The 22,929-nt window shown below is 66.1% G+C and carries 29 protein-coding genes, 4 tRNA genes and 1 riboswitch; of the genes, 14 read left to right on the top strand and 19 right to left on the bottom strand.

Going from position 1 to position 22,929, the window contains the following annotated elements:
* The first annotated feature begins 27 nt into the window (after positions 1-27).
* The gene (locus tag VER16_RS12745) at positions 28-462 is read left to right on the top strand and encodes an FKBP-type peptidyl-prolyl cis-trans isomerase (RefSeq protein WP_324808677.1); all 435 of its coding nucleotides are present in this window, start codon (positions 28-30) and stop codon (positions 460-462) included.
* The gene (locus tag VER16_RS12740) at positions 449-1,696 is read left to right on the top strand and encodes a TIGR03862 family flavoprotein (protein ID WP_324808675.1); all 1,248 of its coding nucleotides are present in this window, start codon (positions 449-451) and stop codon (positions 1,694-1,696) included. The genes VER16_RS12745 and VER16_RS12740 overlap by 14 nt, the downstream gene beginning before the upstream one ends.
* 67 nt (positions 1,697-1,763) lie before the next feature.
* Here the strand turns inward: VER16_RS12740 and VER16_RS12735 are convergent, their stop codons facing one another.
* From VER16_RS12735 to VER16_RS12715, 5 genes are all read right to left on the bottom strand, one after another.
* The gene (locus VER16_RS12735) at positions 1,764-2,225 is read right to left on the bottom strand and encodes a GNAT family N-acetyltransferase (protein WP_324808673.1); all 462 of its coding nucleotides are present in this window, start codon (positions 2,223-2,225) and stop codon (positions 1,764-1,766) included.
* 83 nt (positions 2,226-2,308) lie between these two features.
* On the bottom strand, positions 2,309-3,931 hold the full coding sequence (locus tag VER16_RS12730; protein ID WP_324808671.1) for an FMN-binding glutamate synthase family protein: 1,623 nt from the start codon (positions 3,929-3,931) through the stop codon (positions 2,309-2,311).
* Between the two features lie 43 nt (positions 3,932-3,974).
* A complete protein-coding gene (locus VER16_RS12725; protein WP_324808669.1) occupies positions 3,975-5,261 on the bottom strand; it encodes a nucleotide sugar dehydrogenase in 1,287 nt (428 codons plus the stop codon).
* 108 nt (positions 5,262-5,369) lie between these two features.
* A complete protein-coding gene (locus VER16_RS12720) occupies positions 5,370-5,816 on the bottom strand; it encodes a BLUF domain-containing protein (protein WP_324808667.1) in 447 nt (148 codons plus the stop codon).
* Positions 5,817-5,882: 66 nt separating this feature from the next.
* Positions 5,883-6,905, bottom strand: a complete 1,023-nt coding sequence (locus VER16_RS12715) for a TraB/GumN family protein (protein ID WP_324808665.1) — start codon at positions 6,903-6,905, stop codon at positions 5,883-5,885.
* 115 nt (positions 6,906-7,020) lie between these two features.
* Here VER16_RS12715 and VER16_RS12710 point away from each other — a divergent pair.
* Positions 7,021-7,107 (top strand) — tRNA-Leu (locus VER16_RS12710).
* Positions 7,108-7,128: 21 nt separating this feature from the next.
* Complete coding sequence (locus VER16_RS12705) at positions 7,129-7,803, top strand: DUF1176 domain-containing protein (RefSeq protein ID WP_324808663.1); 675 nt, start codon at positions 7,129-7,131, stop codon at positions 7,801-7,803.
* A gap of 9 nt (positions 7,804-7,812) precedes the next feature.
* Here the strand turns inward: VER16_RS12705 and hemN are convergent, their stop codons facing one another.
* The gene (gene hemN / locus VER16_RS12700; protein WP_324808661.1) at positions 7,813-9,222 is read right to left on the bottom strand and encodes an oxygen-independent coproporphyrinogen III oxidase; all 1,410 of its coding nucleotides are present in this window, start codon (positions 9,220-9,222) and stop codon (positions 7,813-7,815) included.
* Positions 9,223-9,266: 44 nt separating this feature from the next.
* Positions 9,267-9,707 carry a group III truncated hemoglobin gene (locus tag VER16_RS12695; protein ID WP_324808660.1) on the bottom strand — a complete coding sequence of 147 codons (441 nt, stop codon included), beginning with the start codon at positions 9,705-9,707 and terminating at the stop codon, positions 9,267-9,269.
* Positions 9,708-9,888: 181 nt separating this feature from the next.
* Between VER16_RS12695 and VER16_RS12690 the strand changes: the two genes are divergently transcribed.
* Positions 9,889-10,176, top strand: coding sequence for a hypothetical protein (locus tag VER16_RS12690; RefSeq protein WP_324808658.1), 288 nt, complete (start codon positions 9,889-9,891; stop codon positions 10,174-10,176).
* A complete protein-coding gene (locus tag VER16_RS12685; protein WP_324808656.1) occupies positions 10,173-11,222 on the top strand; it encodes a 4Fe-4S dicluster domain-containing protein in 1,050 nt (349 codons plus the stop codon). Before VER16_RS12690 ends, VER16_RS12685 begins: the two co-directional genes overlap by 4 nt.
* Before the next feature lies 1 nt (position 11,223).
* On the opposite strand, the gene VER16_RS12680 is transcribed toward VER16_RS12685, so the two are convergent.
* Both VER16_RS12680 and VER16_RS12675 read right to left on the bottom strand, forming a co-directional pair.
* Positions 11,224-11,463, bottom strand: coding sequence for a hypothetical protein (locus VER16_RS12680; protein ID WP_116862951.1), 240 nt, complete (start codon positions 11,461-11,463; stop codon positions 11,224-11,226).
* A gap of 339 nt (positions 11,464-11,802) precedes the next feature.
* The gene (locus VER16_RS12675; RefSeq protein ID WP_324808655.1) at positions 11,803-12,012 is read right to left on the bottom strand and encodes a hypothetical protein; all 210 of its coding nucleotides are present in this window, start codon (positions 12,010-12,012) and stop codon (positions 11,803-11,805) included.
* A 78-nt stretch (positions 12,013-12,090) separates the two neighbouring features.
* Here VER16_RS12675 and VER16_RS12670 point away from each other — a divergent pair, with 78 nt between their 5' ends.
* Both VER16_RS12670 and crcB read left to right on the top strand, forming a co-directional pair.
* A complete protein-coding gene (locus VER16_RS12670) occupies positions 12,091-12,531 on the top strand; it encodes a helix-turn-helix domain-containing protein (protein ID WP_324808653.1) in 441 nt (146 codons plus the stop codon).
* Positions 12,532-12,568: 37 nt separating this feature from the next.
* Positions 12,569-12,632, top strand: a riboswitch (Fluoride riboswitch).
* Between the two features lie 82 nt (positions 12,633-12,714).
* On the top strand, positions 12,715-13,107 hold the full coding sequence (gene crcB / locus VER16_RS12665; RefSeq protein WP_324808652.1) for a fluoride efflux transporter CrcB: 393 nt from the start codon (positions 12,715-12,717) through the stop codon (positions 13,105-13,107).
* Between the two features lie 4 nt (positions 13,108-13,111).
* Here the strand turns inward: crcB and VER16_RS12660 are convergent, their stop codons facing one another.
* The gene (locus VER16_RS12660) at positions 13,112-13,945 is read right to left on the bottom strand and encodes an AraC family transcriptional regulator (RefSeq protein ID WP_324808650.1); all 834 of its coding nucleotides are present in this window, start codon (positions 13,943-13,945) and stop codon (positions 13,112-13,114) included.
* Positions 13,946-14,078: 133 nt separating this feature from the next.
* On the opposite strand from VER16_RS12660, the gene VER16_RS12655 reads away from it, so the two are divergent.
* The 3 genes from VER16_RS12655 to VER16_RS12645 all read left to right on the top strand — a co-directional run bounded on the left by VER16_RS12655 (position 14,079) and on the right by VER16_RS12645 (position 16,512).
* Positions 14,079-14,570: a DUF6265 family protein gene (locus tag VER16_RS12655; protein WP_324808648.1), complete on the top strand. Its 492-nt coding sequence runs from the start codon at positions 14,079-14,081 to the stop codon at positions 14,568-14,570.
* A gap of 5 nt (positions 14,571-14,575) precedes the next feature.
* Positions 14,576-15,652, top strand: a complete 1,077-nt coding sequence (locus VER16_RS12650) for a hypothetical protein (protein ID WP_324808647.1) — start codon at positions 14,576-14,578, stop codon at positions 15,650-15,652.
* 95 nt (positions 15,653-15,747) lie between these two features.
* The gene (locus tag VER16_RS12645) at positions 15,748-16,512 is read left to right on the top strand and encodes a thioesterase family protein (protein ID WP_324808646.1); all 765 of its coding nucleotides are present in this window, start codon (positions 15,748-15,750) and stop codon (positions 16,510-16,512) included.
* 32 nt (positions 16,513-16,544) lie between these two features.
* Here the strand turns inward: VER16_RS12645 and VER16_RS12640 are convergent, their stop codons facing one another.
* From VER16_RS12640 to VER16_RS12615, 6 genes are all read right to left on the bottom strand, one after another.
* Positions 16,545-16,814: a hypothetical protein gene (locus VER16_RS12640; protein WP_324808644.1), complete on the bottom strand. Its 270-nt coding sequence runs from the start codon at positions 16,812-16,814 to the stop codon at positions 16,545-16,547.
* A gap of 158 nt (positions 16,815-16,972) precedes the next feature.
* On the bottom strand, positions 16,973-17,539 hold the full coding sequence (locus VER16_RS12635) for a DUF4124 domain-containing protein (RefSeq protein ID WP_324808642.1): 567 nt from the start codon (positions 17,537-17,539) through the stop codon (positions 16,973-16,975).
* A 43-nt stretch (positions 17,540-17,582) separates the two neighbouring features.
* Positions 17,583-18,524 (bottom strand): ADP-ribosylglycohydrolase family protein, encoded by a 942-nt coding sequence (locus VER16_RS12630; RefSeq protein WP_324808640.1) that lies wholly within the window; start codon positions 18,522-18,524, stop codon positions 17,583-17,585.
* Between the two features lie 25 nt (positions 18,525-18,549).
* Positions 18,550-19,116, bottom strand: a complete 567-nt coding sequence (locus VER16_RS12625) for a DUF998 domain-containing protein (RefSeq protein WP_324808638.1) — start codon at positions 19,114-19,116, stop codon at positions 18,550-18,552.
* Between the two features lie 150 nt (positions 19,117-19,266).
* Positions 19,267-19,566 (bottom strand): hypothetical protein, encoded by a 300-nt coding sequence (locus tag VER16_RS12620; RefSeq protein WP_324808636.1) that lies wholly within the window; start codon positions 19,564-19,566, stop codon positions 19,267-19,269.
* A 563-nt stretch (positions 19,567-20,129) separates the two neighbouring features.
* A complete protein-coding gene (locus VER16_RS12615) occupies positions 20,130-20,357 on the bottom strand; it encodes a hypothetical protein (RefSeq protein ID WP_324808634.1) in 228 nt (75 codons plus the stop codon).
* 651 nt (positions 20,358-21,008) lie between these two features.
* On the opposite strand from VER16_RS12615, the gene VER16_RS12610 reads away from it, so the two are divergent.
* The gene (locus VER16_RS12610) at positions 21,009-21,314 is read left to right on the top strand and encodes a hypothetical protein (protein WP_324808632.1); all 306 of its coding nucleotides are present in this window, start codon (positions 21,009-21,011) and stop codon (positions 21,312-21,314) included.
* Positions 21,315-21,524: 210 nt separating this feature from the next.
* On the opposite strand, the gene VER16_RS12605 is transcribed toward VER16_RS12610, so the two are convergent.
* From VER16_RS12605 to VER16_RS12595, 3 genes are all read right to left on the bottom strand, one after another.
* Positions 21,525-21,598: transfer RNA gene (locus VER16_RS12605), tRNA-Cys, on the bottom strand.
* 66 nt (positions 21,599-21,664) lie between these two features.
* Positions 21,665-21,740: transfer RNA gene (locus VER16_RS12600), tRNA-Gly, on the bottom strand.
* A 142-nt stretch (positions 21,741-21,882) separates the two neighbouring features.
* Positions 21,883-21,958: transfer RNA gene (locus tag VER16_RS12595), tRNA-Gly, on the bottom strand.
* 130 nt (positions 21,959-22,088) lie between these two features.
* Between VER16_RS12595 and VER16_RS12590 the strand changes: the two genes are divergently transcribed.
* Positions 22,089-22,490, top strand: coding sequence for a hypothetical protein (locus tag VER16_RS12590; protein WP_324808631.1), 402 nt, complete (start codon positions 22,089-22,091; stop codon positions 22,488-22,490).
* Positions 22,483-22,905 (top strand): hypothetical protein, encoded by a 423-nt coding sequence (locus VER16_RS12585; protein WP_324808629.1) that lies wholly within the window; start codon positions 22,483-22,485, stop codon positions 22,903-22,905. Before VER16_RS12590 ends, VER16_RS12585 begins: the two co-directional genes overlap by 8 nt.
* Positions 22,906-22,929 lie beyond the last annotated feature (24 nt).

The raw sequence follows: 22,929 nt of genomic DNA, 5'->3' as shown, positions 1-22,929 counted from the left end.
CGACACTGCCCATCCCGGAGACACCCGATGCGCCGCCTGCTGCTCCCCCTGCTGCTGTCCCTTGTCGCCGCCGGCTGTGCCCGCGAACCGGCCGGTCCGCCCCCGGGTGGCACCCTGACCACCTTCGAGCGCATCGACACCCAGGTCGGCACCGGCGCCGAAGCCGTCCCCGGCCAGAAGGTCTCCGTGCACTACACCGGCTGGATCTACGACCAGCGCACCGAAAGCAAGCACGGCAAGACCTTTGACAGTTCGGTCGGCCGCGGCGAACCCTTCACCTTCACCCTCGGCGCCGGCCAGGTCATCCGTGGCTGGGATGAGGGGGTAGCCGGCATGAAGGTGGGCGGCACGCGCACCCTGATGATCCCGCCGGCCTATGGCTATGGCGACCGCGGCATCGGCCCGATCCCGGCCGGTTCCTCGCTGGTGTTCGATGTCGAGCTGCTCGATGTCAAACCGTAATGCCGCTGCACCGCGCCGGGTCGCCGTCATCGGCGGCGGACCGGCCGGCCTGTTCGCCGCCGAGCGCCTGCGCGCGGCGGGCCTGGATGTGGACCTGTACGAGGCCAAGGGCTCGCCCGGCCGCAAGTTCCTGATCGCCGGCAAGGGTGGGCTCAACCTGACCCATTCCGACCCGCGCCCGCTGTTCGACAGCCGCTACCGCGAACAGGCCGCTGCCGTCGGCCAGTGGCTGGATGGTTTCGACGCCCAGGCGCTGCGCGACTGGGCTGCCGGCTTAGGCGTGGAGACCTATGTCGGCAGCTCCGGCCGCGTGTTCCCGGTCGACCGCAAGGCGGCGCCGCTGCTGCGTGGCTGGGTGCGCCGCCTGAAGGAACAGGGCGTGCGCCTGCATGCCAACCATCGCTGGACCGGCTGGAGTGACGCCGGCGCGCTGTGCTTCAGCACCGAAGACGGCCCGGTCGAGGTGCAGGCCGATGCCACCGTGCTGGCCCTGGGCGGCGGCAGCTGGCCGCAGCTGGGCAGCGATGGCGCCTGGGTCGCACCGCTGCAGGCGCGCGGCGTGGACATCGCCGCGCTGCAATCCGCCAACTGCGGCTTCGACGTGGACTGGACCCCGTTCTTCGCACAGCGCAATGCCGGCGCACCGTTGAAGCCGGTGGTCGCGCACTGGATCGATCTGCAGGGGCAGCCGCAGTCGCTGCAGGGCGAATGCGTGGCCAGCGCGTACGGCATCGAAGGCAGCCTGGTGTACGCATTGGCCGCCGACCTGCGCGAGACCATCAACCGGGATGGCCACGCCACCTTGTGGCTGGACCTGGTGCCGGGCCGCGATGAAGCGCGCCTGCTGGCCGATCTGTCCCGCCCGCGCAAGGGCCGCAGCTTCGGCGAGCACCTGCGCCGCCACGCGGGGCTGGATGCAGTGAAAGCCGCGCTGGTCTTCGAGCACCTGGGCAAGGATGCAGGCCACGACCTGCCTGCGGTGGCGGCCACACTGAAGCGGCTGCCACTGCGCCTGCTGCGGCCACGCCCGATGGACGAGGTGATCAGCACCGCTGGCGGCGTGCGCCTGCAGGCGCTGGATGACAGCCTGATGGTGCGCGCCCTGCCCGGTGTGTTCTGCGCCGGCGAGATGCTGGACTGGGAAGCACCGACTGGCGGTTACCTGCTGACCGCGTGCTATGCGAGCGGACTGCGCGCGGCCGAGGGGGTCATCGCGTGGCTGGCCGGGCGCTGACCCGCGTTTTGTAGAGTCGAGCCATGCTCGACTGCGCTGTTTCTGTAGAGTCGAGCATGGCTCGACTCTACACGTTCCGGTGCATGCGCACCGAGGCCAGGGCGACGCCACTGGGGTGCGGGTAAGCTTCCTCGGCCCCGGCGATGAAGCCCTGCCGTTGATAGAACGGCACGGCATTGAGCGAGGCCGACAGCACGACATCACGCCTCGGATCGGCCATTGCCAGCAGACGCTGCATCAGCGCCTGGCCGATGCCCTGCCCGCCCTTGTCCGGATCGACGAACAGCGCATCGATCTCGTTGCCTTCAGCATCGAACACGCCAAAGCCCAGCAGAACGCCCTGCCCGTCCTCGGCCACCACGCAGCCGCCCTGCGCGAGCAAGCGCGCGTACTGTGCGGGCGGCGGTGACGCCGACCACGGCGCGATCACCTCGGGCGGGTAGTGGCTGCTGCAGGTTTCGCGTACGCAGCGCGTGCGCAGGGCCCACAGCGTGGCCACGTCATCGGCGGTGCCGGTCCTGAACTGCATGATGCCTCCCTGTAGAGTCGAGCTTGCTCGACTGCTTTCCAATCAACAAAAGCAGTCGAGCAAGCTCGACTCTACAACAGCGGTTATCGCGATTTGCTGGCGCGCAGCGCCTGGATGCGCGGCGGCGGCTGGAACGAATCGCTGCGGGCTTCGGCCCAGAACGAGTGGAAGACCGCGTGGTCCGGCACCTTGTGCAGCAGCTCGCCCGGTTCGAGGTAGCGGTACAGCGAGGCCAGCGAACGGATTTCGACAGGCGAAACGCGACGCAGGATGTGTTCCGGCCCAAGCTCGGCCGGATCGTTCAGGCCCGCCGCACACAGCAGTTCCTTCAGCGCATGCAGGGTGTGCTCGTGGTAGCTGTGCACCCGCGTGGCCTTGTCGGGCGCGTCCAGGTGCTTCCAGCGCGACGGGTTCTGGGTGGCGATGCCGGTCGGGCACTTGTCGGTGTGGCAGCTCAACGACTGGATGCAGCCGAGTGCGAACATGAACCCACGGCCGGCATTGCACCAGTCCGCACCCAACGCGATGGTGCGGGCGATTTCAAATGCACTGGTGATCTTGCCGGCCGCACCGATACGAATGCGCTCGCGCAGATCCAGGCCGACCAGGGTGTTGTGTACCAGCAGCAGTGCCTCGTGCATCGGTACGCCGACGTGGTCGACAAATTCGGCCGGGGCCGCGCCGGTGCCACCCTCGGCACCATCGACCACGATGAAGTCCGGCAGCAGGCCGGTTTCCTGCATGGCCTTGGCAATCCCGAACCATTCCCACGGATGGCCGATGGCCAGCTTGAAGCCCACCGGCTTGCCACCGGACAGCTCACGCAGGCGGGCCACGAACTGCAGCAGTTCCACCGGTGTGGAGAACGCCGAATGGCGCGACGGTGACACGCAGTCCACGCCCATCGGCACGCCGCGGGTGGCGGAGATTTCGGCAGTCACCTTCGGCGCCGGCAGCACGCCACCGTGTCCCGGCTTGGCACCCTGCGACAGCTTGATCTCGATCATCTTCACCTGATCGTGGGTGGCATTGGCGATGAAGCGTTCCTCGCTGAAACCACCCTTCTCGTCGCGGCAGCCAAAGTAACCCGAGCCGATTTCCCAGACCAGATCACCGCCCATCTCGCGGTGATACGGCGAAATCGAGCCCTCGCCAGTGTCGTGGTAGAAACCGCCGCGACGTGCGCCGTCGTTCAATGCGCGGATCGCGTTGGCCGACAGCGAGCCGAAGCTCATCGCCGAGATATTGAACACACTGGCCGAATAGGGCTTGGCACAGGTAGGACCGATCAGCACGCGGAAATCATGCGCGGCAATGGTGGTCGGTGCCAGTGAGTGGTTGATCCACTCGTAGTCCACCGCGTAGGTGCTGCGCAGGGTACCGAAGGGCACCGTGTCCATCTCGTTCTTGGCGCGCTGGTAGATCAGCGCACGCTGCTGGCGCGAGAACGGCACGTCCTCCAGGTCGCTCTGCACGAAGTACTGGCGGATTTCCGGGCCGATGGATTCCAGCCCGTAGCGGAAGTGCGCCATCACCGGATAGTTGCGGCGCAGTGTGCTGCGTTTCTGCAGCAGGTCCCAGGTGCCCAGTGCCACCATCGCGGCGGTCAGGCCGACGCCCCAGTACCAGGCCGGCCAGATCGTGGCCAGCCACAGGCACAGGGGAAACAGCAGGATGGCGAGCAGGTAGACGATATACCGGTGCATGGCGTTCCTCGGTTGCAACCGCCCCAGTCTACCGTGCGGGTGTCTACAGGCGGTCGTCGACCACGCTGCGCGGCCAGGCCGACTTCACGTCGTAGACCAGCCCGCCCGGTGCCAGCAGCGCGCGGATGCGGCCTTCATCCAGCGCCTTGAAGCTGGCATGGGCCACCGCCAGTACCACCGCGTCGTAATGCCCGGCCTGCGGCTCGGCCACCCAGTGCACGTTGGCGTCGGCCAGTGCGGCTGGCCCCACCCACGGGTCGCTCACCTGCACCTGTGCACCGGCCAACTGCAGGCGCTGGGCCAGTTCCAGCGCGCGGCTGTTGCGCAGGTCCGGACAGTCCTCCTTGAAGGTCACGCCCAGCACCAGGATGCGCGACTGCGGCGCCGCGCGACCGCGCTCGGCCAGCATCGCCAGTACGCGCGTGGCGACGTGTTCGCCGACACGGTTGTTGACCTGCCGCGCGGTGTGGATCAGGTCCGGGTGGAAGCCCACGCTCTCGGATTTGTGCAGCAGGTAATAGGGATCCACACCGATGCAGTGGCCACCGACCAGGCCGGGCCGGAACGGCAGGAAATTCCACTTGCTGCCCGCAGCGTCCAGCACATCCTGGGTATCGATGGCGAGCCGGTCGAAGATCAGCGCCAGTTCGTTGACCAGGGCGATGTTGACGTCGCGCTGGATGTTCTCCACCACCTTGGCCGCCTCGGCCACGCGCATCGACGGCGCCGGGAAGGTGCCGGCGGCGATGATGCGCTGGTAAAGACCGTCGACCACCGCCGCCACCGCCGGGGTCGAACCGGAGGTGATCTTACGGATGTCGGTCAGGCGCCGCTGGCGATCCCCAGGGCTGACCCGTTCGGGGCTGTAGCCGCAGTAGAAATCCTCGTTGAAGCGCAGTCCCGAGCCCTCTTCCAGCAGCGGCACGCACACTTCCTCGGTGGTACCCGGGTAGACCGTGGACTCGTAGATGACCAGATCGCCGGCGCGCAGATGGCTGGCCACCAGCCGCGTGGCCGAGCGCAGCGGCTCGAGGTCCGGCTGTTCGTACGCATCGATCGGCGTGGGCACGGTGACGATGTAGACGTTGCACGCGTCCAGCTGCGCAGGGTCGCTGCTGTAGCGCAGCTGCACAGCCGCAAGCAGTTCCTCGGGCTCCATCTCCAGGGTGTGATCCTGGCCGCTGCCCAGCTCGGCGATGCGTGCGGCGTCGATGTCGTAGCCCAGGGTCGACAGATGCCGGCCAAAGGCCACCGCCAGTGGCAGGCCGACATAGCCCAGTCCGATCACGGCCGGCAGCGGCAGATGCGCAGCGCTGATGGGCGCGCTCATGCGCGACGCCCCGAAGGCAGCGACAAGGAAGGGATCATGCGGATGTCCGACGCGGAAGCAAACATGCGCCAAGGTTACCCGCCCCGGCGGCGGCAGGCCACGCCGGCCTCAGGAGCCCAGGCTGACCGCAGCCGGCTCCAGTTCACCATGGCCGCCGGTCCAGGCACGCAGCAGCAGGGCGAAGCCATGGCTGCACGACGGCGGCCCGCTGTCGAAGCCATGCCACGGCGCGGCAACGATGCTGTCCAGCACGCCGGGTTCAACCATGCAGTTGGCCATGGTCCAGCGCGGGAACCAGCGCGCCTGCAGTTCGCCTGCGGCCAGCTCGTTGATGCTGCCGTGGCGGCGCGCGTTGAGAATGCGCGCATGCACCGACGCAACGCCATCGCGCGGACCTTCGATGTACTGCAGGAAGCGGCTGCCATCGAACATGAGGACACCGGTCACGCCGGCCATGCGGTTGAAGAGGGTCGCGTCGGCCAGCAGCGCATCGAGTTCGGGCACGTCCAAACCCTCCCTGGCCGTGCTGACATAGGCAAACGCATGCAACGCCATCTTCAACGCTCCCCTTCCCCTGATAGAGGGAAATATGACAGGAAGCGCGAGGACTTCAAGCGTTGACTATTCCGGTGGTGCCTCGATCACATAGCCACGCTGCGACAGTTCTTCCAGGTAGCCCTCGCCCAGCAGCTGGCTGACCGGCATCGTGGCGAAGGTACCTGCATGCCTGGCAAGTGCAGCATCGGCGGCCTGCAGCCAACGCGCACGCACCTGCTGCGGCAGGTTGCTCCAGCCGCGGCGGCGCACGAACTCCGAATCCTGCAGCGTCTCTCGGCAGCTCTGCGCCATCGCCGACACGGGCAGCCGCTTCAACGCGGCGATATCCCCCAGCGCCCAGGCATTGGCGCGCTCGCGCAGCACCGGCGCCTGGAACTCCACGGTGTCGAGCGTACGCTCGAAGCACGCACGGTCATCCACTTCCGAAGCCTGCAGCTCCTTCAGCGCGCCACGGAGGTCATCGATCTTCAGCTTTACCTGCACATCTTCCGGATCAAGATCATGGGCCTTGTAGGCCCGCTTGAGCGCATCCTTGACCTGCCTGCTGTCACGCAGGTCGTTGCGCTTGAGGAACGCTTGGTAGAGCCGGCCGGAGGCCACCAGCGGGCGATCCTTCTCCACGCCGCGATCATTGCCCAGGTAGGTCTGCTTCAGGCCCAGCCAGCGCGCATGGGTCGGTGCGGGCAGCACCTGGTCCAACGTGCGGCCCTGCGGGTCGCGCGCCGTCTTCTTCGCCAGCGGCAGCAACGTCAGGCCCTTGAAGAAGCCGATCTTCGCGTCCAGCCCGAAACCCGGCTCACCCAGCACATGATCGACGCCGGCGATGGTGCGTTCGACCTCGTCCGATCGCCATTCCATGCGCGCCGGCAACGGCGATACCGTGCCGAGGATCCACAGCACATGCCCCTGCGGGCCGGTCACCTTCCACAGCCCCGGCCCTGGCTGTTCGCCAGTCACCTGGACCGCATCCAGATCGACCACCGCATCGACGGGCGGTGGGGTCGGCTGCGCCACAACCGTCCCGGCGGCCAACCCGGCGGCCAGCACCAGCGCCCATTGCGTCCATTGCCTGCCACGTCCGTGCATGTCGCCATTCCTGGGAGAGTGGGCGGACTGTAACCAGCGCCACAGCCAGCTGCGTAAAAGCAGCGTTATCTGCCGGGCGGCCATGCGATTCCGCTACAATTCCCCCGCGCTGCAGGCCCGGATGGCGAAACTGGTAGACGCATCGGACTTAAAATCCGCCGGGGGCAACCCCATGCCGGTTCGATTCCGGCTCCGGGCACCACTTCGTCAAGGATCGATAAAGATGCGATACCTACGTCCCTGGCTGGCACTGCTGGCGGCGACTGCCGCAGCAGGTGCCTTAGCCGCCCCGCCCGCGCGGCTGCCAGCCCTGCAGGTCGCACCCGCCAGCACGCGCACGCTGTCGCCCTCACTGGTCGCTTCGCGCATTGCCGGACTGCGGCGGCTGCATACCGAAGCGCTGCTGCAGCGGCAATGCGACCTCGAGGACAGCATCGCCCGCCAGTACGATCAGGCCTTCGCCCTCGACGCACATCGGGAACTGGTCTTCATCGGCTGCCGGACCGGCGCCTACAACGCCAGTGTCGCGGTGTTCGTGGTCGACCATGGCCGCGTTCCCAGCGCCCGCGCCCTGGACTTCACCGTGGCCGGCGCGCCGCCCATCACCGACGATGCGCCCAGCTTCGAACTGCAGCAACTGGGTTGGGCGCGTTTCGACCCGTCCAGCCAGCGCCTCACCGAAACCACCTTCTACCGGGGCGGCGGCGATTGCGGCCATGCCGCGAGCTGGCGCTGGGACGGCGCGGCCTTCCAGCCGGAGACCGTGCAGCTGCAGCCCGACTGTCTGGGCGGCGAACCTGGTGACTGGCCCACCGTGTTCCGCACGGCAAGCAGCCCTGCCAATGTGGCGCGCGAGTTCGGACCACCGCGTGACGCCCCCGCGCCCGAACCGCGCTGAACAACGCGCTCAGATCGCCCGCGAATACCGCGGCTGTTCCTGCGCAGCCCGCAGATAAGGGTCGAAGCACATCGCCAGCAGCCGCAGCAGCGGCCGCCCCGGTTCGCTGGTGCGCACCACGCCGTTGCTGTATTCGGCCAGGCCATCGTGCTGCAGCCGCTGCACGGCCTGCAGGTCCTGGGCGAAGTACTCCTCGAACCGCACCCCATGCCGCAGGCCCAGGGCATGCCCATCCACCTCGCCCTGGCACATCAGCTGCTGGATCAGCTCCGCGCGCAGCTGGTCGTCCTGACTGAGCGCGACGCCGCGCCAGACCGGCAGCTGGCCCTGGTCCACCGCCGCTTCCCATGACGGCAGATCACGCGGGTTCTGGCTGTAGGTGGCGCCCACGTGGCTGATCGCACTGACGCCCAGGCCCAGCAGGTCGGTGTCGGCGTGGGTGGTGTAGCCCATGAAGTTGCGGTGCAGCTGGCCGGCACGCTGCGCGCGTGACAGGTCTTCCTCGGGCAGCGCGAAGTGGTCCATGCCGATGTACTGGTAGCCTGCTGCGGAAAGCCGTTCCACCGCCAGCCCGAGCAGGGCCAGCTTGTCTTCCGGCGAAAGCAGACGGCATTCATCGATCTGCCGCTGCGCGCGGAACAGGTGCGGCAGATGGGCGTAACCATACACGGCCAGTCGATCCGGACGCAGCGCCAGCACCAGTTCCAGGGTGCGTCCGAACCCTTCCAGGTTCTGCCCGGGCAGGCCGTAGATCAGATCGACGTTGACCGAGCGCATGCCGCTGTCCCGGCAGGCGCGCAGGATGTCCAGCGTCTGCCGCACGCCCTGCACGCGGTTGATCGACGCCTGCACCTGCGGGTCGAAATCCTGCACACCCAGGCTGGCGCGGTTGAAGCCCAGCCGTGCCAGCATCGCCACGTCACCCGCATCGATGAAACGCGGGTCCAGTTCGATGGAGAAATCGCGCTGTGACGAATCACTGAAATCAAAACGCCGACGCAGCCCTTCCACCAGCGTGGTCATTGCCTCGGCGTCGAGGAAATTGGGCGTGCCGCCGCCCAGGTGCAGCTGGATCACTTCGCGTCCGTCATCGAACTGCGGTGCAAGCAGGTCGGCCTCGGCCAGCACCCGCGCCACGTAGCTGTGGCCACGGCCGCGATCGCGGGTGATCACCCGGTTGCAGCCGCAGTAGAAGCAGGGACTGGAACAGTACGGCACGTGCACATACAGCGACAGCGCACGCGCTGTCCCATTGCTGTCGGCGATCGCCTGGCGCAGGGCCGGCGCGTCGAAGCCATCGTGGAAGTGTGGCGCGGTCGGATAGGAGGTGTAGCGCGGCCCGGGCCGGTCATGCCTGCGCAGCAGATCGGGGTCGAAGGTCCAGGCCAGGCCACCAGCGGAGGGAGAGAACGTGTCCATGGCGCCAGCATCGCGCCGGCGCATCGCCCCCGCCTTGACCTGGATCAATCCTGGCCGCGTTCGCCAAGCACCGGCAGGCCCACCTGCGGCCAGCGCAGCATCTGGTAGCGGCGCCAGAAGGTCTCGGCGATGCGCTTGGCCACGTCGTCGGCCAGCGCCTGCATCGGCGCGTTGCCGCACTCGGCGGTGGTGATGTGGAACAGCACCAGCCAGCGGTCGAACAGATCCTTGTCCAGCGCGATGGCCATGTGCTTGGACATCGGCGAACCACTGAAGCGGCGGGTACCGCGCAGCATGGCCGACCAGAAATCGACCAGCTGGGCCAGGTGCGAGGGCCAGTCATGGACATGCCCGTTGAATACCGGACCGAGCCGCTCCTCCTGCCGCACCCGGGCATAGAAGTCGTGGACCAGGCGGGTTACTTCCTCTTCGCTGCACAGCGCCAGCGAGGCGGTGGGAAGTTCGGTCGGGGATGCTGCGTTCATCGGGTTACCCAGTACGGATCGGCAGTGTGCCGAAGGCGGCCGCTGCCGCTGTTGATCCAGATCAATGTCGGCGTGGCCGGGCCCGCCTAGGCTGACGCGCTTGCAGGACGCATGCCCTGCGGATGCTGCGCCGACCACCGCGAAGTATACGCGCCGCCCTCTTCCTCAGACCTGGGACAGCATGAACACACCGTCTTCCAGCCGCCGCCAGCAACTGATCCAGCACTGGGGCGCGGTCCTCTGGCCCAGCTTCATCGCCGCCGGCCTGGCCAGCGTGGTGTTCTTCGCCTTCGTCGACCCTCTGCGGCTGCAGGCCATCAGCTTCCCGGGCGGCACGATCAGCCGCGAGCTGGGCTACACCGTCGGCTTCTTCATGTTCTGGGCGGTCACTGCCCTGTCGAGCGCGGTGACCTGGTACCTGCAGCGGCCGGTCAGCGACGGCGATGACGATGAGCTGCCACTGGGATGAACCGCGCCCCGCTCTCCCTGCCGCGCCCCTGGCGCTGGCGCGGCGTCCTCAGCGCAGCCCTGCTGGCGCTGTTCTACGTGCTGCCCTGGCTGCGCTGGAACGGCCGCCAGGCGCTGCTGCTGGACCTGACCGCACGCCGTTTCGATCTGTTCGGCTGGACCCTGTGGCCGGATGATGTCGGCGTGCTGCTGGGGCTGCTGGCCGTGCTCGCGGTCAGCCTGGCCCTGCTGACCCATCTGGCGGGCCGGGTCTGGTGCGGCCATGGCTGCCCGCAGACCCTGTGGATGCGCGCCTTCGATGGCATCGCCCGCGCGTTGGCGCGTTGGCTGCCGGCGCGTGTGGCGGGCCCTGCCACACGGCTGAGCTGGCTGCTGCTTTCACTGTGGACCGGCATTACTTTCGTGGGCCTGTTCAGCCCCATCCAGGATCTGCTGGGTGCGGCCACCCACGCCGGCTGGACCGGCGGGGAGCTGTTCTGGGTGCTGTTCTACTCGGCCGCTACCTACGGCAACGCCGGCTTCCTGCGCGAACAGGTGTGCCGTTCCCTGTGCCCGTTCGCCCGCCTGCAACCACTGCTGACCGATCCGCACACCCCGCGCATGCTGTACGACGCGCGCCGCGGCGAACCGCGGGGTCCGCGGCCGCCGGCGCTGGGCGGCGTGCTCGGCCGTGGCCGTGGCCTGCTGGATGCGGTGACCGCACAGGACTACGTTTTCCGCGCTGCCCACCCGCTGTTGGCCGGACCGATGCCTACCTTCAGCGCGGACCGGCTGGGCGATTGCCTGGACTGTGCGGCCTGCGTGTCAGCCTGCCCGATGCAGCTGGATATCCGCCACGGGCCCCAGGCCGACTGCCTGGCCTGCGGTGCCTGCCTGGAAGCATGCGCACAGCAGCAGCACCGCGCCGGCTTCGGCCCGGGGCTGGTGCGCTATTGCAGCCCGCAGCGCATGGCCGGCCAGGCCCGCCACTGGTGGCGCCCACGCACCACCGCGCTGGCATCCCTGCTGTTGGCCCTGCTTGCCTGTGGTGCCTGGCGACTGTCCTGATTCAGCGCGGCCGGCTGCTGCCGTCCGGCGGCACCAGCTGCGCCCGGCGCACGATGCCCAGCTGCTCGATGATGAGCGCCAGATCGTTGGTGACTTCGGTACGCTCGGTCCCCTGCGGAACCAACCGGTCCAGCACCTGCTGGTAGGTGTCCCAGAACGCCGGACCGCATCCGTGTTTGTGATAACTGGCTTCCAGTTCGCGGCGTACCCGTTCAGCCAAGCCATGCATGCCGTATTCCATACGACCTCCGTTGGACTTGTCCTGCATCGTTGACGGTCAACCGATCCACTTTCGTGCTACTGAAAGACTCCCGGCCTTCACAACCGGTTGATGCCAATTAGTCACAATTTTCACGACAGGTCAATTAGGGAATGCGACTTTTGTGATTGAAATTATTAATCGTTCATCCTCCAAGGCACGTCATGCCTCCCTGCCAGGACCGCGTCGATGCCGACACCCGTGCCTTGTGAGCATGGCGAGGGCCCGTGCAGCGGATTTTTCAATCGAATTGAGCTATGACGATAAGCATGCTTAACAAAATGGATTTCCCGGCCCATATTCGACACGTCATGTCGCAATTCAGGCTGTTTCCACTGCTTTGCTCTTTTCAACCGGAAACAGGGCCGGATAACGCTGCTGCAGCATGAAGCGCCGCAGCGGCGGAATCGGAACGTCGCCGGGCCATTGCGAGACAGCGGATCTGCTGATTCCAAAGAGCCTGGCCAGCTCCGCGTCGGTGTGAAGTCCCAGCCGCGCGCGCACGTGACGCTTGCACCAGAATTCGTCCATTTTCGATCTCTTTTGTCATCAGACTTATTCTGGCGGCAAGGATTCTTCTAAATCCACGCGTTAAGCTGGCTTGCATAGATGAATACTCTCGGACAACGACTCGCCGCCGCCATGAAAGACGCCGGGCATCCCCGCCCGGCCGACCTGGCCCGCGCCGCGAACAGCACCACGGCTACCGTCAGCAACTGGCTCAATGACAACGTCAAAGCCGACCACGTAAAGGCAGAGCAGCTCTTCCGCATCGCCGATGCGGTGAAGATGGACGCGCGCGAGCTGCTGTTCGGCCCGGTCGATGGCGCGGTGGGCGAGCGCGGCACCGCCTATATGTACATGCCCAGCGAGGCCTACCTGGATGTCTGGGAAACCGCCTACGAACTGGTGGCCAACATCCTGGACCGACGCGGGCTTGATGTCGGCTTCCGCCGTCAGGCATCACTGGGACTGATGGCCAATGACCTGCTGCGCGAAGGGATCAGCCGCAGCAAGGTGGCACGCGTGGTCGCAACCGCCCTGCCCTGATCCAGGCTGCCCAGGCCAGCGCTGCGCTGGTAGCATGGACGCCGATGGGGATGGGGCTCCCCCGATAACCGCCTGGAATGGCTGATGGCTCCTGTTGTTGACGAACCCGGCGTTCGTCGATGGCAGGCCGTGCCCGCCATCGCGTACGCCGTCGATCCTGCAGACAAGTACTCGAGGCAAGCGATGCAAGCAGTGAACAATTACGTGCTGGTTTTCCTGGGCGGCGGCGTCGGTGCCTGCCTGCGCCATGCCTGCAACCTGCTCGGCGCGCGCGTCGCGGTTGGCAGCCCCTGGCCATGGTCCACGTTCCTCATCAACATCAGCGGCGCACTGCTGATGGGCGTGGTGGTGGAGGCCTTTGCCCTGCGCAACGGCGCTTCGCCGCAGCTGCGGCTGCTGCTGGCCACGGGCATTCTTGGCGGCTACACGACGTTCTCCACGTACTCGCTGGAAATCGGCCTGCTGCTGCAGCGTGGCCAGCATGGGCTGGCGGCACTGTATGCCGGCGGCTCGGTCGCACTTGGCGTGGCCGGCCTGTTTGGCGGCATGAAGCTGGCCCGCCTGGTGATGGGCTGAGCCCTCAGCCGGCGCTGGCGCGGTCCTGTTCGCGCCACTGCCGGGGGGACTGCCCGGTGTGGGCCTTGAACGCACGCGACAGCGCGGCCTCGCTGCCGTAGCCGACGTCATCGGCAATCCGCTTCAGCGGGCGGCCCTGGCGCAGCGCCTGCTGGGCCAGGCCAACGCGCCAGCCCTGCAGGTACTGGCCGGGCGTGGTGCCCATGGCATCGCGGAAACTGGCAGCGAACACGCTGCGCGACATGCCCGCCGTTTCGGCCAGGTCCTCCAGCGTCCAGGCCTGCGCCGGGGCCTGGTGCATTGCCACCAGTGCCAGCCGCAGGCGCGGATGGCCGAGCCCGGCAAACAAGCCGCCGCGCATCTGCCCGCCTTCCATCAGTTGCCGCAGCACCTGGATCATCACCACCTCGAACAGGCGGTTGACCATCACGGTGCGACCGCAGCGCTGTTCGAAGGCTTCTTCAAAAAGCAGGTCCAGGGCAGCCGCACCGCCGTGCAGATCGGCCAACGGCAGGCAGATGAAATCCGGCAGGGCCGCGCTGATCGGATTGAGCCGACCGCCTTCGAAATGCAGGTTGGCGCAAGCCATGTCGGCGCCGCGCTGCGGGTCGGTACTGAAGCGGTGCGGCATCGGCCGCGGATACAGCAGCAGGCTGGGCGCATCGACCTGCACGGTCTGCTGGCCATGACTGACCTGCACCGGCCCGCGCCGCACCAGATGCAGTTGGCCCGCCTCGTCTTCGCCCGGCAGGCTGTTGATGCCGCACAGCGCCCCGGCATGAAACACCGATGCGTTGACCGCGAAACGTTCCAGCAGGACAGCGAGACGGTCGACCATGACGGGACTCTACATCAAAAAGATGGTGTTTTTGGAGACCTATCGTATCGCACATCGCCCAATCCCCGGCGGCACTGGCTCGCGTGCCGTGTCGGCGCTATACAGGCCGCTCGACCCGCGCATGGAGGCACCAATGCCCAACCGCATGGCCTTGGCCCTGGTGCCACTGCTGATGACCTCGGCCGCCTGCGCCGGTACGCCGGCGAAGATCGAACAGCTGGCGTGGCTGGCCGGTTGCTGGCATCTGGATGGGCAACCCATAGGCGCCGGTGAACAGTGGTCCACGCCCGCCGGTGCCACCCTGTTCGGCAGCAGCCGCAGCCTGCGTGACGGTCGCACCGTCGGCTTCGAGTTCATGGCACTGCGCCAGCACGACGATGGCCGACTGGTGTTCACTGCCCTGCCCAACGGGCGCAACGCCACCGACTTCACTGCCACGCGGGTGGATGCCGATGGCGCGGTATTCGAGAACCCCACCAACGATTTCCCGCAGCGCATCCACTACCAGCGCCTCGACAACCAGCGCCTGCACGCGCGCATCGAGATCGCCCACGACAACCCGCAGCAGGCGATGGATTTCCCGATGCATCGGATGGCCTGCCAAGCTCCGGTGGCGCAGGGATGACCGCGATGCGCGCTCTGCTGGCTTTGACCCTGGTCATCGGCCTGCTGCCCCTTCCCGCACTGCACGCGGCCACCCCGCCGACGCCACGCACGCTCAGCGGGGAACTGCAGGGCGCACCGTGGCGCCTGGATGTGCCCGCGCGCTGGAACGGTGAACTGGTGATGCTGGCCCATGGCTATGAACCCGTGGGCGTGCCGCGCGAGACACCGATGTCTGCTGCGGACAGCACCCAGGCGCTGCTTGATGCGGGCTATGCCGTCGCCCAGAGCGCCTATTCCAGCCAGGGTTGGGCGGTGGCCGATGCGGTGGCCGACATGGAGCGCCTGCGCCAGCACGCGCTGACCCAACTGAAGCAGGTGCGGCACACCTGGATGCTGGGCTTCTCGATGGGCGGCGCGGTCACTGCGGCGAGCCTGGAACAGCACCCCAACGCCTATGCGGGTGGCGTTTCACTGTGTGGTGCCACGCTACCCGGGCAAACGCTGGCCGAGGATCTGCTGACCACGCTGGTGGCGTTCAACTACTTCTTCCCCAAGGCCGAGGGCCTTCCCGCCACCGGCCTGCTCTCAAGCGAGGCCGCTGCACTGCCGCAGATGGCGTTGTACCAGGGCATCGCCACCGCGCTGGCGACACAGCCGAAGCACGCCGCGCAACTGGCCGCGCGCCTGCAGGTGGCGCCGGATGCGCTGGCCGGAACCATCAGCCTGCACGCGCTGGTACTGCATGAACTGGCGCAGCGCGCCGGTGGCCTGCCGGCAGGCAACGACGGCACCGTCTACAGTGGCTTCGGCGATGATGCAGCCTTCAACGCGGGCGTGCAGCGCGTGCAGGCCAATGCCGCTGCGCAGGCGTACGTGCGCGACCGGCTGTCACTGAGTGGCCGTCTGCAACGGCCGCTGGTGCTGCAGTTCAACCATGGCGATCCGACCATCGTGCCGCGCATGCAGGCGGTGTATCCACAATTGGCCGCACGTGCGGGCAGTGCCGCGGAACTGCGCGTGCTGCCTTCCGTGGGCGAAGGACATTGCGGCTTCAGCGGCGCGCAGGTGGTGGACGCGCTGAAGGCCGCCGCCACCCGCTGAAGATCACGTCCACGCGCAACGCCGCGGGCGCAGCGTTACGATGGCCAGACGACGCGCCGTGGTGCGCGTCGTTCCATCCACCGCACCGTGAACCGATGGCCTTTTTCGAACGACTGAGCGACACCCGCTACCTGCCGACCGCACATGTGGGCGGTGCCTGGAACACCAACGAACAGCACATCGCCCCGGCAATGGGACTGCTTGCCCACCACTTGGAACGCGATGCGGCCGCACGCGGCCATGGCTTCCTGATCGGCCGCCTGTCCTACGACATTCTCGGCACCATTCCGATTGAAGCCATGCAGGCGCAGGTGCAGGTGCTGCGCGGTGGACGCACCATCGAACTGGTTGAAGCCACCCTCACCCACCAGGACCGCGCTGCCCTGCGCGTGCGCGCCTGGCTGATGTGTCCGAACGATACCGCCGCCATTGCCGGCACGCCGCTTGCCCGCATTGCAGGGCCTGAAACCATGCCCGAATGGGACCCGGCGTTGGTCTGGCCCGGCGGTTTCATCCAGCACGTGCAGATCCGCCGCGACGACCAGGGCCCTGGCCGCGCGACGTACTGGGCGCGTGCGAAACAGGCGTTGCTGGACGGCGAGACAGTGAGCCCCCTGGCCCGCGCCGCCACCCTGTTCGATCTGTCCAACGGCATGGCCGTGCGCGCCGATCCAAAGGACGTCGCTTTCCCCAACCTGGACCTGACCGTGCACCTGTTCGGTACACCGCAGGGCGACTGGCTGGGCTTCGATACCTCGGTCTCGTTCGGCAGCCAGGGCATCGGCCTGACCAGCACCGTACTGCACGACGAACAGGGACCGATCGGCAGCATCGGCCAGGTCCTGACCGTGCGCCCGTAAGCGGCTTGCGTGCGGGCAAGCGGGGGGCGACCTCAGCCGCCCAGCGTGCCCATGGTGAACGTGTAGCCCGAGCGCATCAGGAAATCGCGCATGCGCAGCTCAGCGCGGCGCGGTGATGGCAGATCGGAAGGGCCATACAGGGCGTAGACCATGCCCGAGCCTTCGATATGCTCACGGCGCACGCCACAGTGCCGCGTCTCGGCGGCGATGACCCAGCCGTCTTTCAGTTGGTCCGGCCCGATCGACTGACCGTTCTTGAGCCGGAACGTCAGCCAGCGCACATCTGCGGAGGATCTGCTCATCGCTGGCCTGCCGCGTGCTGCATGCGGTCCTGCATGTCCCTACGTGCCATTGCTGCTCCCAAATGCCTGGACCTCGACCATACCCCGTTCGCATGTCGCGCTGGTTTGAGACTGATTGCGTCACGAGCCGGCGCCCTACCGGCCCGGTCAGCGCCGCCTCAGGGCGAGGGCCTGGCCGGGGCGGCGTATTGCTGATTGACCTGGTCTTCTTGCTGTCGGCGCGCCGTCGCACAGCGGTCGCGCGCGGTGGACATCTGTGCATCGGCGGCGACCCGCTCCGCACTCAGCGACTGCTGCAGACTGGATATCTGCGCCCGCATGCCCGATTCCAGGGTCGCACGGGATACATCGTTCCCCTCCGCAGGCGGAGCGCTGCGGGTCACCGCCAACTGGCGCTCCAGCTCGGCGACCTGCCGGTTGACGGCCTGGGTGCGCGATTCGAGCGGGGCATGGATGCGCGACTGCTCGCTCTGCAGGCAGTTACGCTCGGCAATGGCCGCATCGCTCATGCCCGTGGTGCGATACACCGCGGCCCGGTTGGACGCCTCGCCGGCGCTCTCGGAGGCGGCGCGATTGGAACGCAGCTTCACCGGCTCGCTGCCCGCACCGCAGGGGTCCTGCGAATAGACAGTCTCACCCGATGCACCCTTGCACTTGTAGACCTGCGCTGATGCCAACGGCGCCAGCACCAGCAACACCAGACCGATACCCAGGCGTGCGTTCATCCAGACCTCCTGTCCGTGGCCATACAGGCCGTTGCTGCCTACGCTACGACGGTTCGCTGGCAGCGGCAAAGCCCCCGCCTGCCTGCGTGACCCGGTTGCGTTCATGCAGCGCGTCGGCCAGCACCTGGATCTCCGCGCGCATCGCCAGCACCTGCAGCCAATGTGCAGGGATGCCTGCCGCGCCGTGGAAGGCGCCGGCCAGTTGGCCGAGCACTGCAGCCGTGGTGTCGGCGTCATCGCCCAGATTGGCCGCCTCGAGCACGGCCGCTGCAAAGCTGTCGTGCCGGTGGAAGCACCAGAACGCCGCTTCCAGGCTGTCCACGACATAGCCGCTGCCGCGGATCTGTTCGCGGCTCGCCTGCTGGTAGTGGCCCGCCGCAATCTGCTGAAGGCGTTCACCCTGCACCGGAACATCGCGCAGATCCAGCACGGCCTGCTTCGGCTGCCCGGCCAGCGCCCGTTCCATCGCCACGGCCAGCAGGCGGCAGGCATCCAGGCATTCGCGCGCGGCGTGGGTGGTGCGCGAACTCAGCTCGGCCATGGCCGCCAACTCCGGCGTGCCTGCATAGCGCAGCACTACCGGCGCCAGACGCATGATCGAACCGTTGCCGGCGCTGCGTGGATCTTCGTTGCCCGCCAACGGCTGGGCGCTGAGCAGGAACTGGTCAATGGCCGCGCGCGTGGCCATGCCGATATCGAAGCACTCGCCGGTCGCGCTCCAGTAGCCGTTGCGGTACCAGTTGGCATAGCGGGTCATCTGGTCGCGCGCATCGAACTCATCGCAGCGCACCAAGCTTTCGGCCAGGCACATCGCCATCGACGTGTCGTCGGTCCACTGGCCCAGCTTCAGATGGAAGGGCCCGCCACCGACCATGTCGGTGAGCGGCGTGAAACTGCCCCGCGGTTTGAACTCCACCGTGGTGCCGACGGCGTCACCGCAGGCCAGGCCGAGCAGTGCGCCGCGGAAGTTGTCGATCTGGTTCATGGCATGAGTTTAACCAGCCACGTTGTCAGATGTTCCCGAACACCCGTCTCAGTTCGAGCGCGGCGAAGGTGTACCAGGCAAATGCAGGCAACAGCGCGATGCGCTGGGTCAGCCCATGCCAGGGTTGCGGATCCAGGCCGGACAGCATCAACCACAGATACGCCATCCCCAGCAGCGAGGTCACCCGCGCTACCCAGGCAATGCGTGCGGAGGCATCGGTACCCAGCTCGACCAGGAACAACAACGGCATCAGGATCGAAAAGATGCCGATGGAGTACATGCCGTGCAGCGGGCTGCCAGTAGTGAACAGGCCGTTGCTGAGCATGGCGATGCCAAACAGGGTGGAGGTCAGCGCGGTGAGTGCGAAGCGTCGCCCCCAGCCGAGCAGCGCAAGACTGAAGAGGAAGATGGCCCCGCCATTGATCACGATGCAGGCCGTCAACACGTGTGCCGGCAGGCCCAGCATCAGCCCCAGCTCACTGAGGTGCTGGGACAGCGAGCTGTAACCCGGCACGGTGAAGGCGAACACGATCACGGCCAGCATTGCGCCGAGAGGAAGATGGATCGCCTGCCGGATTGCCAATGCGCGCATTGCCTGCCCCTCTTCCTGAGTGTGGGGACGGACGTTAGCAGGGCGGCTGCTGGGCCGGCAGTGCAGGTTGGCAGGGGCAAATGACGCTCGGCGGGCCGCAGCCGCCCGGCTGCCATTGACCGTCGCCAGTCCTGGGCCGGTACAGTGGGCTCAGCCTCCGGCCGGATGCCCACCGGCAATCGCCCCCATGGTGAAGGCGTACCCAGCGTCTTCCAGCATTGATCGCAGCCGCAGTTCTGCTCGCCGCGGCATTGGGAGACCACGTGATGCATACAGCACATAGACAACATGACCGTCGGGGCCGTGCTCCCTGCGCACGCTGCAGCTGTTGGTCTCGGCAGCATCTGACCAGACGGCCTTCAGTTTCTCTGGCCCGATGGACTGCCCATTTCGCAGGCGAAAGCTGAGCCAGCGTACGCTTATGGGGTCATGCTTTTCCAGATCAGCCATTGGGCACCTTCAATACGGCGATGGAGATCGTCCAAAACAACCGGGTCCAGCCGGGGATGCTCGTCAACAAAGGACATGGGCAGATCAATCCGGGTTGATCGCCTGACCAAGGCCGGAGAGGCGCATGACAAGTCAATCCACCAACCTTCAGGAAGGCGCAAGCCTCTCCCGTTCCTGTCGTAGATGCTGATGAAGAAAGGCATGGGGGTGACCGAAGCCGTGCAGAGGGCTCAGAGGTGCCCACCCGGGGCGACACGACTGGCGCACAGGAAAACCTGTGCCTCGTCCTGCTGAACCTTCAAAAACGAATCGAGCCAACGCACAGCTGCACCTCGATTCTCAATGACTCTTCCCAGCTCTTCAGTGAGGCAGCGCGCACAGTCCATCCCACCAGGGCTGGGGGAGTGACAGGAACGACACAGCCCCATGGTCGTGGTAACTGCGGGGCGTGACTGATACATGATCTTGGTCATCAAACTTACCGCTTGCTCATGCAATGCCATCATTCTTGAATCCTGCTGAGCGGGAAGAAAGCCGCGCCAGGCACGGCTCCTCGTCATGCCCTAGCGGCGAGCGTTCTGCTGCTGATCCTGCTTTTCCTCGCCGCTTCCCTGTTTACTGTCTTCCTGACTGCCTTGCTGCTGCTTCTGCAGCTCCTTTTCGCCCTTTCCATCTGGGTTGCCAGCGAGCTCATCGCCACTCACCTGGCCCTGTTGTCCCTGCTGACCAGCGCTCTTTGCATCGGCGCTGTCGTTGCTGCGGGGATCCTGACTCTGATTGATATTGTTCATCTGTTACTCCAGTGCAGCTCAGTGCTGCCCACTCACAGTCCTCTTTCCCCTGTTAGGGGAACGTGCTGCAGCGTCCCATTTATGAACAACGGCGCAGACAGCGGCGCGAGCAAGCGCGTACAGTCCAGGTTCCGATAGGAGAACTGCCATGGAAAGCCTTAGAAACAAGGACTATGTCGACATAGACAGAGAGCTCGCTCACTGGGAACTGGCTTTCAATGCCGGGTCCCTTCCTGCAATGAACTTTCGTCATGAGGTTGCACCCGTTGTTCGGTTGGCCTGCGACATATACATCAGGAACCCGCACGGCACCCGCATCGCCTGGTTGCACGATCTCCAGGAGCGTCTGGCAAGCAGGTCCAGCCTGCGAGGGGATCCTGGTGCTGAAGAGATCGCAGAAGGCTGCTGGAAGCTCATTTCCGTTTCCCCGCTGTAGGAACGCTCACCGGTCGGCAACCTCGAGAAAGCGCGCGAAGAACCTCGACCTCGCCCGGGCTTTGCTGCGCACGACAGAGATGCGAAGGAGGAAGGGATTGATACTGTCAGGCTTGATGCGCCCTTCACCGGTTTGACGATACTGTCACTATTCTTGGCTCTTCTCCGGCGCGAAATTCTTCGTGCCCGTGTCCAGCCCTCATATGGCTGGACCCCATGACCACCCCAACTTCGTTCCGGATCCTCAGGATCAGCGCTCTGCTGCGCATCAACGGCAGCCTCAAGAACGTCGAGGCTGTGATCTGCAACTGTCAGGCCTGCGGCAACGAGTCCCGGCTGTCTGCAGGCGTTGGGCTTGAAGAAGTTCCTAGCGGCGTGCAGCTGACCTGTCCGATATGCCGCACCTCTGCGGAAGTGCCAACAGCGCAGTTCACGGCACAATGGGCAGAACAATTGCGACGTGATCGCATTCTGACCCGAGCGGGAATCGATCCCAGCGATCTATATGGTCCTTGGACCTGACAGCGTCCCGTACCCTCCAGGGAATCGGCCCGGCGCCGCTTGGTTTCCATCCCCGCTCAACCTCACGAAACGCACTTGGCACATGCCGATGCGCCTCTGCCACCCGGAAACGGGTGGCAGACGGCTGACTTCATGCCCAAAGCAGGGAATTCCAGAGCCTGCAGCCAAACGCCAGACAAAGAAAAACCCCTGACGAATCAGGGGTTTATGTGGAGGCCTCAAGCGGAATCGAACCGCTGTAAACGGATTTGCAATCCGGTGCATAGCCACTCTGCCATGAGGCCAACGTACTACAGCCAGGAACGGAGCCCCTGACATGACAAAACCCCGCGATGGGGCCTGTCGAAACATGGAGCGGGAAACGAGACTCGAACTCGCGACCTCAACCTTGGCAAGGTTGCGCTCTACCAACTGAGCTATTCCCGCATAAGCCGCCATGGTACCGGAAAATCGAAACACACACCAGCGATTTCACATTTCTGACTGCGCGCAAAGCCTTGTGGCTCAACGTGCCCCGCCCTGCCGTGGCGGGAGAAAAACAAGGCCCCGAGAGGGGCCCTGTAGAATCTGGAGCGGGAAACGAGACTCGAACTCGCGACCTCAACCTTGGCAAGGTTGCGCTCTACCAACTGAGCTATTCCCGCAGATTCCGTTCGACCTGCGTCGAAGGAGCGCTATTGTGTCCAAATTCCTTCACGTCGTCAACAGTCTTCACGCATGCCGATCCAGGCCTGGCGCGGTGAGGTACCCTGCCCCGCCCGGACGCATGCGCCCATGTTCCTGCGTGGCAAACCCCTGCTGATCTCTCTCCTGCTGCACCTGCTGGTGGGCGCGCTCTATGGGACGCTGATGCCGCTGGGCATGAACGGGTATGGCCACCATGTCGGCTTCAGCTCGCACGGCGACATCGGCCTGGGTCTCGCGCAGTACTACGCGTACGTGCTGTTCATAGGCGCACAGCCAATGATCGCGGTCGCGCGGCCGCTGGCGGCAAAACTGCTGATACTGGCCATTCCGCTCGCCATCGCGGCCTGGATGCTGCAGGACCATCCGCTGCGTATGCTGTACTTCAGCCTCGGTCCGGGCCTGTTGGTTCTGGCCGCGATCTCCACCGCAGCGCGATTGTCCGCGCACGCCGCCATCCGTACCAACAGCAGGGAACCCACCGATGCCTGAGCGCAGGATCCGCCCATACGGCGTCGTTGCAACACTGATCTGGCTGATGCTGATGGCAGCGTTGATCCACGCGGGTACGCAACCCGACTACTGGATGCAGCGCGGCCTGGAGCCCGGGGCGATCCTGCCCTACCCGACCGGCAAGGTTGTCACGTTTGCCCTGATGAGCACGGCCGAACTTGCGGTCATGCTGCTGATCGTGCGCCCATGGCAATGGCGTCGGCTCTGGCTGCGCCTGCTGATCGCTTGGACGCTGCTGCTTGCATGGTCGGTCCCGTTCGCGATGGGTGCGATGCATCAGTCGCCGGTGTATGGCACGCACCTGCTGTGGCTGTTGCTGGCTGACCTGGCCCTGCTGCTGGCGCTGATTGCCGTGTCACTGGCCACGGCGTGGCAGAAGTACCGTCGCACCTAGCAGGCACAAACGAAAAACGCCCCC

Source organism: Stenotrophomonas sp. (genome assembly GCF_035634915.1).
In the GTDB taxonomy this organism is placed as follows: domain Bacteria; phylum Pseudomonadota; class Gammaproteobacteria; order Xanthomonadales; family Xanthomonadaceae; genus Stenotrophomonas.
This window is presented reverse-complemented; position numbering and strand designations above follow the sequence as displayed.

Excerpts from the sequence above, each read along its gene's own strand:
- VER16_RS12745 (WP_324808677.1), top strand. The coding sequence starts at position 28 with ATGCGCCGCCTGCTGCTCCCCCTGCTGCTGTCCCTTGTCGCCGCCGGC.
- VER16_RS12740 (WP_324808675.1), top strand. The coding sequence starts at position 449 with ATGTCAAACCGTAATGCCGCTGCACCGCGCCGGGTCGCCGTCATCGGC.
- VER16_RS12735 (WP_324808673.1), bottom strand. The coding sequence starts at position 2,225 with ATGCAGTTCAGGACCGGCACCGCCGATGACGTGGCCACGCTGTGGGCC.
- VER16_RS12730 (WP_324808671.1), bottom strand. The coding sequence starts at position 3,931 with ATGCACCGGTATATCGTCTACCTGCTCGCCATCCTGCTGTTTCCCCTG.
- VER16_RS12725 (WP_324808669.1), bottom strand. The coding sequence starts at position 5,261 with ATGAGCGCGCCCATCAGCGCTGCGCATCTGCCGCTGCCGGCCGTGATC.
- VER16_RS12720 (WP_324808667.1), bottom strand. The coding sequence starts at position 5,816 with ATGGCGTTGCATGCGTTTGCCTATGTCAGCACGGCCAGGGAGGGTTTG.
- VER16_RS12715 (WP_324808665.1), bottom strand. The coding sequence starts at position 6,905 with ATGCACGGACGTGGCAGGCAATGGACGCAATGGGCGCTGGTGCTGGCC.
- VER16_RS12705 (WP_324808663.1), top strand. The coding sequence starts at position 7,129 with ATGCGATACCTACGTCCCTGGCTGGCACTGCTGGCGGCGACTGCCGCA.
- hemN (WP_324808661.1), bottom strand. The coding sequence starts at position 9,222 with ATGGACACGTTCTCTCCCTCCGCTGGTGGCCTGGCCTGGACCTTCGAC.
- VER16_RS12695 (WP_324808660.1), bottom strand. The coding sequence starts at position 9,707 with ATGAACGCAGCATCCCCGACCGAACTTCCCACCGCCTCGCTGGCGCTG.
- VER16_RS12690 (WP_324808658.1), top strand. The coding sequence starts at position 9,889 with ATGAACACACCGTCTTCCAGCCGCCGCCAGCAACTGATCCAGCACTGG.
- VER16_RS12685 (WP_324808656.1), top strand. The coding sequence starts at position 10,173 with ATGAACCGCGCCCCGCTCTCCCTGCCGCGCCCCTGGCGCTGGCGCGGC.
- VER16_RS12680 (WP_116862951.1), bottom strand. The coding sequence starts at position 11,463 with ATGGAATACGGCATGCATGGCTTGGCTGAACGGGTACGCCGCGAACTG.
- VER16_RS12675 (WP_324808655.1), bottom strand. The coding sequence starts at position 12,012 with ATGGACGAATTCTGGTGCAAGCGTCACGTGCGCGCGCGGCTGGGACTT.
- VER16_RS12670 (WP_324808653.1), top strand. The coding sequence starts at position 12,091 with ATGAATACTCTCGGACAACGACTCGCCGCCGCCATGAAAGACGCCGGG.
- crcB (WP_324808652.1), top strand. The coding sequence starts at position 12,715 with ATGCAAGCAGTGAACAATTACGTGCTGGTTTTCCTGGGCGGCGGCGTC.
- VER16_RS12660 (WP_324808650.1), bottom strand. The coding sequence starts at position 13,945 with ATGGTCGACCGTCTCGCTGTCCTGCTGGAACGTTTCGCGGTCAACGCA.
- VER16_RS12655 (WP_324808648.1), top strand. The coding sequence starts at position 14,079 with ATGCCCAACCGCATGGCCTTGGCCCTGGTGCCACTGCTGATGACCTCG.
- VER16_RS12650 (WP_324808647.1), top strand. The coding sequence starts at position 14,576 with ATGCGCGCTCTGCTGGCTTTGACCCTGGTCATCGGCCTGCTGCCCCTT.
- VER16_RS12645 (WP_324808646.1), top strand. The coding sequence starts at position 15,748 with ATGGCCTTTTTCGAACGACTGAGCGACACCCGCTACCTGCCGACCGCA.
- VER16_RS12640 (WP_324808644.1), bottom strand. The coding sequence starts at position 16,814 with ATGAGCAGATCCTCCGCAGATGTGCGCTGGCTGACGTTCCGGCTCAAG.
- VER16_RS12635 (WP_324808642.1), bottom strand. The coding sequence starts at position 17,539 with ATGAACGCACGCCTGGGTATCGGTCTGGTGTTGCTGGTGCTGGCGCCG.
- VER16_RS12630 (WP_324808640.1), bottom strand. The coding sequence starts at position 18,524 with ATGAACCAGATCGACAACTTCCGCGGCGCACTGCTCGGCCTGGCCTGC.
- VER16_RS12625 (WP_324808638.1), bottom strand. The coding sequence starts at position 19,116 with ATGCGCGCATTGGCAATCCGGCAGGCGATCCATCTTCCTCTCGGCGCA.
- VER16_RS12620 (WP_324808636.1), bottom strand. The coding sequence starts at position 19,566 with ATGGCTGATCTGGAAAAGCATGACCCCATAAGCGTACGCTGGCTCAGC.
- VER16_RS12615 (WP_324808634.1), bottom strand. The coding sequence starts at position 20,357 with ATGAACAATATCAATCAGAGTCAGGATCCCCGCAGCAACGACAGCGCC.
- VER16_RS12610 (WP_324808632.1), top strand. The coding sequence starts at position 21,009 with ATGACCACCCCAACTTCGTTCCGGATCCTCAGGATCAGCGCTCTGCTG.
- VER16_RS12590 (WP_324808631.1), top strand. The coding sequence starts at position 22,089 with ATGTTCCTGCGTGGCAAACCCCTGCTGATCTCTCTCCTGCTGCACCTG.
- VER16_RS12585 (WP_324808629.1), top strand. The coding sequence starts at position 22,483 with ATGCCTGAGCGCAGGATCCGCCCATACGGCGTCGTTGCAACACTGATC.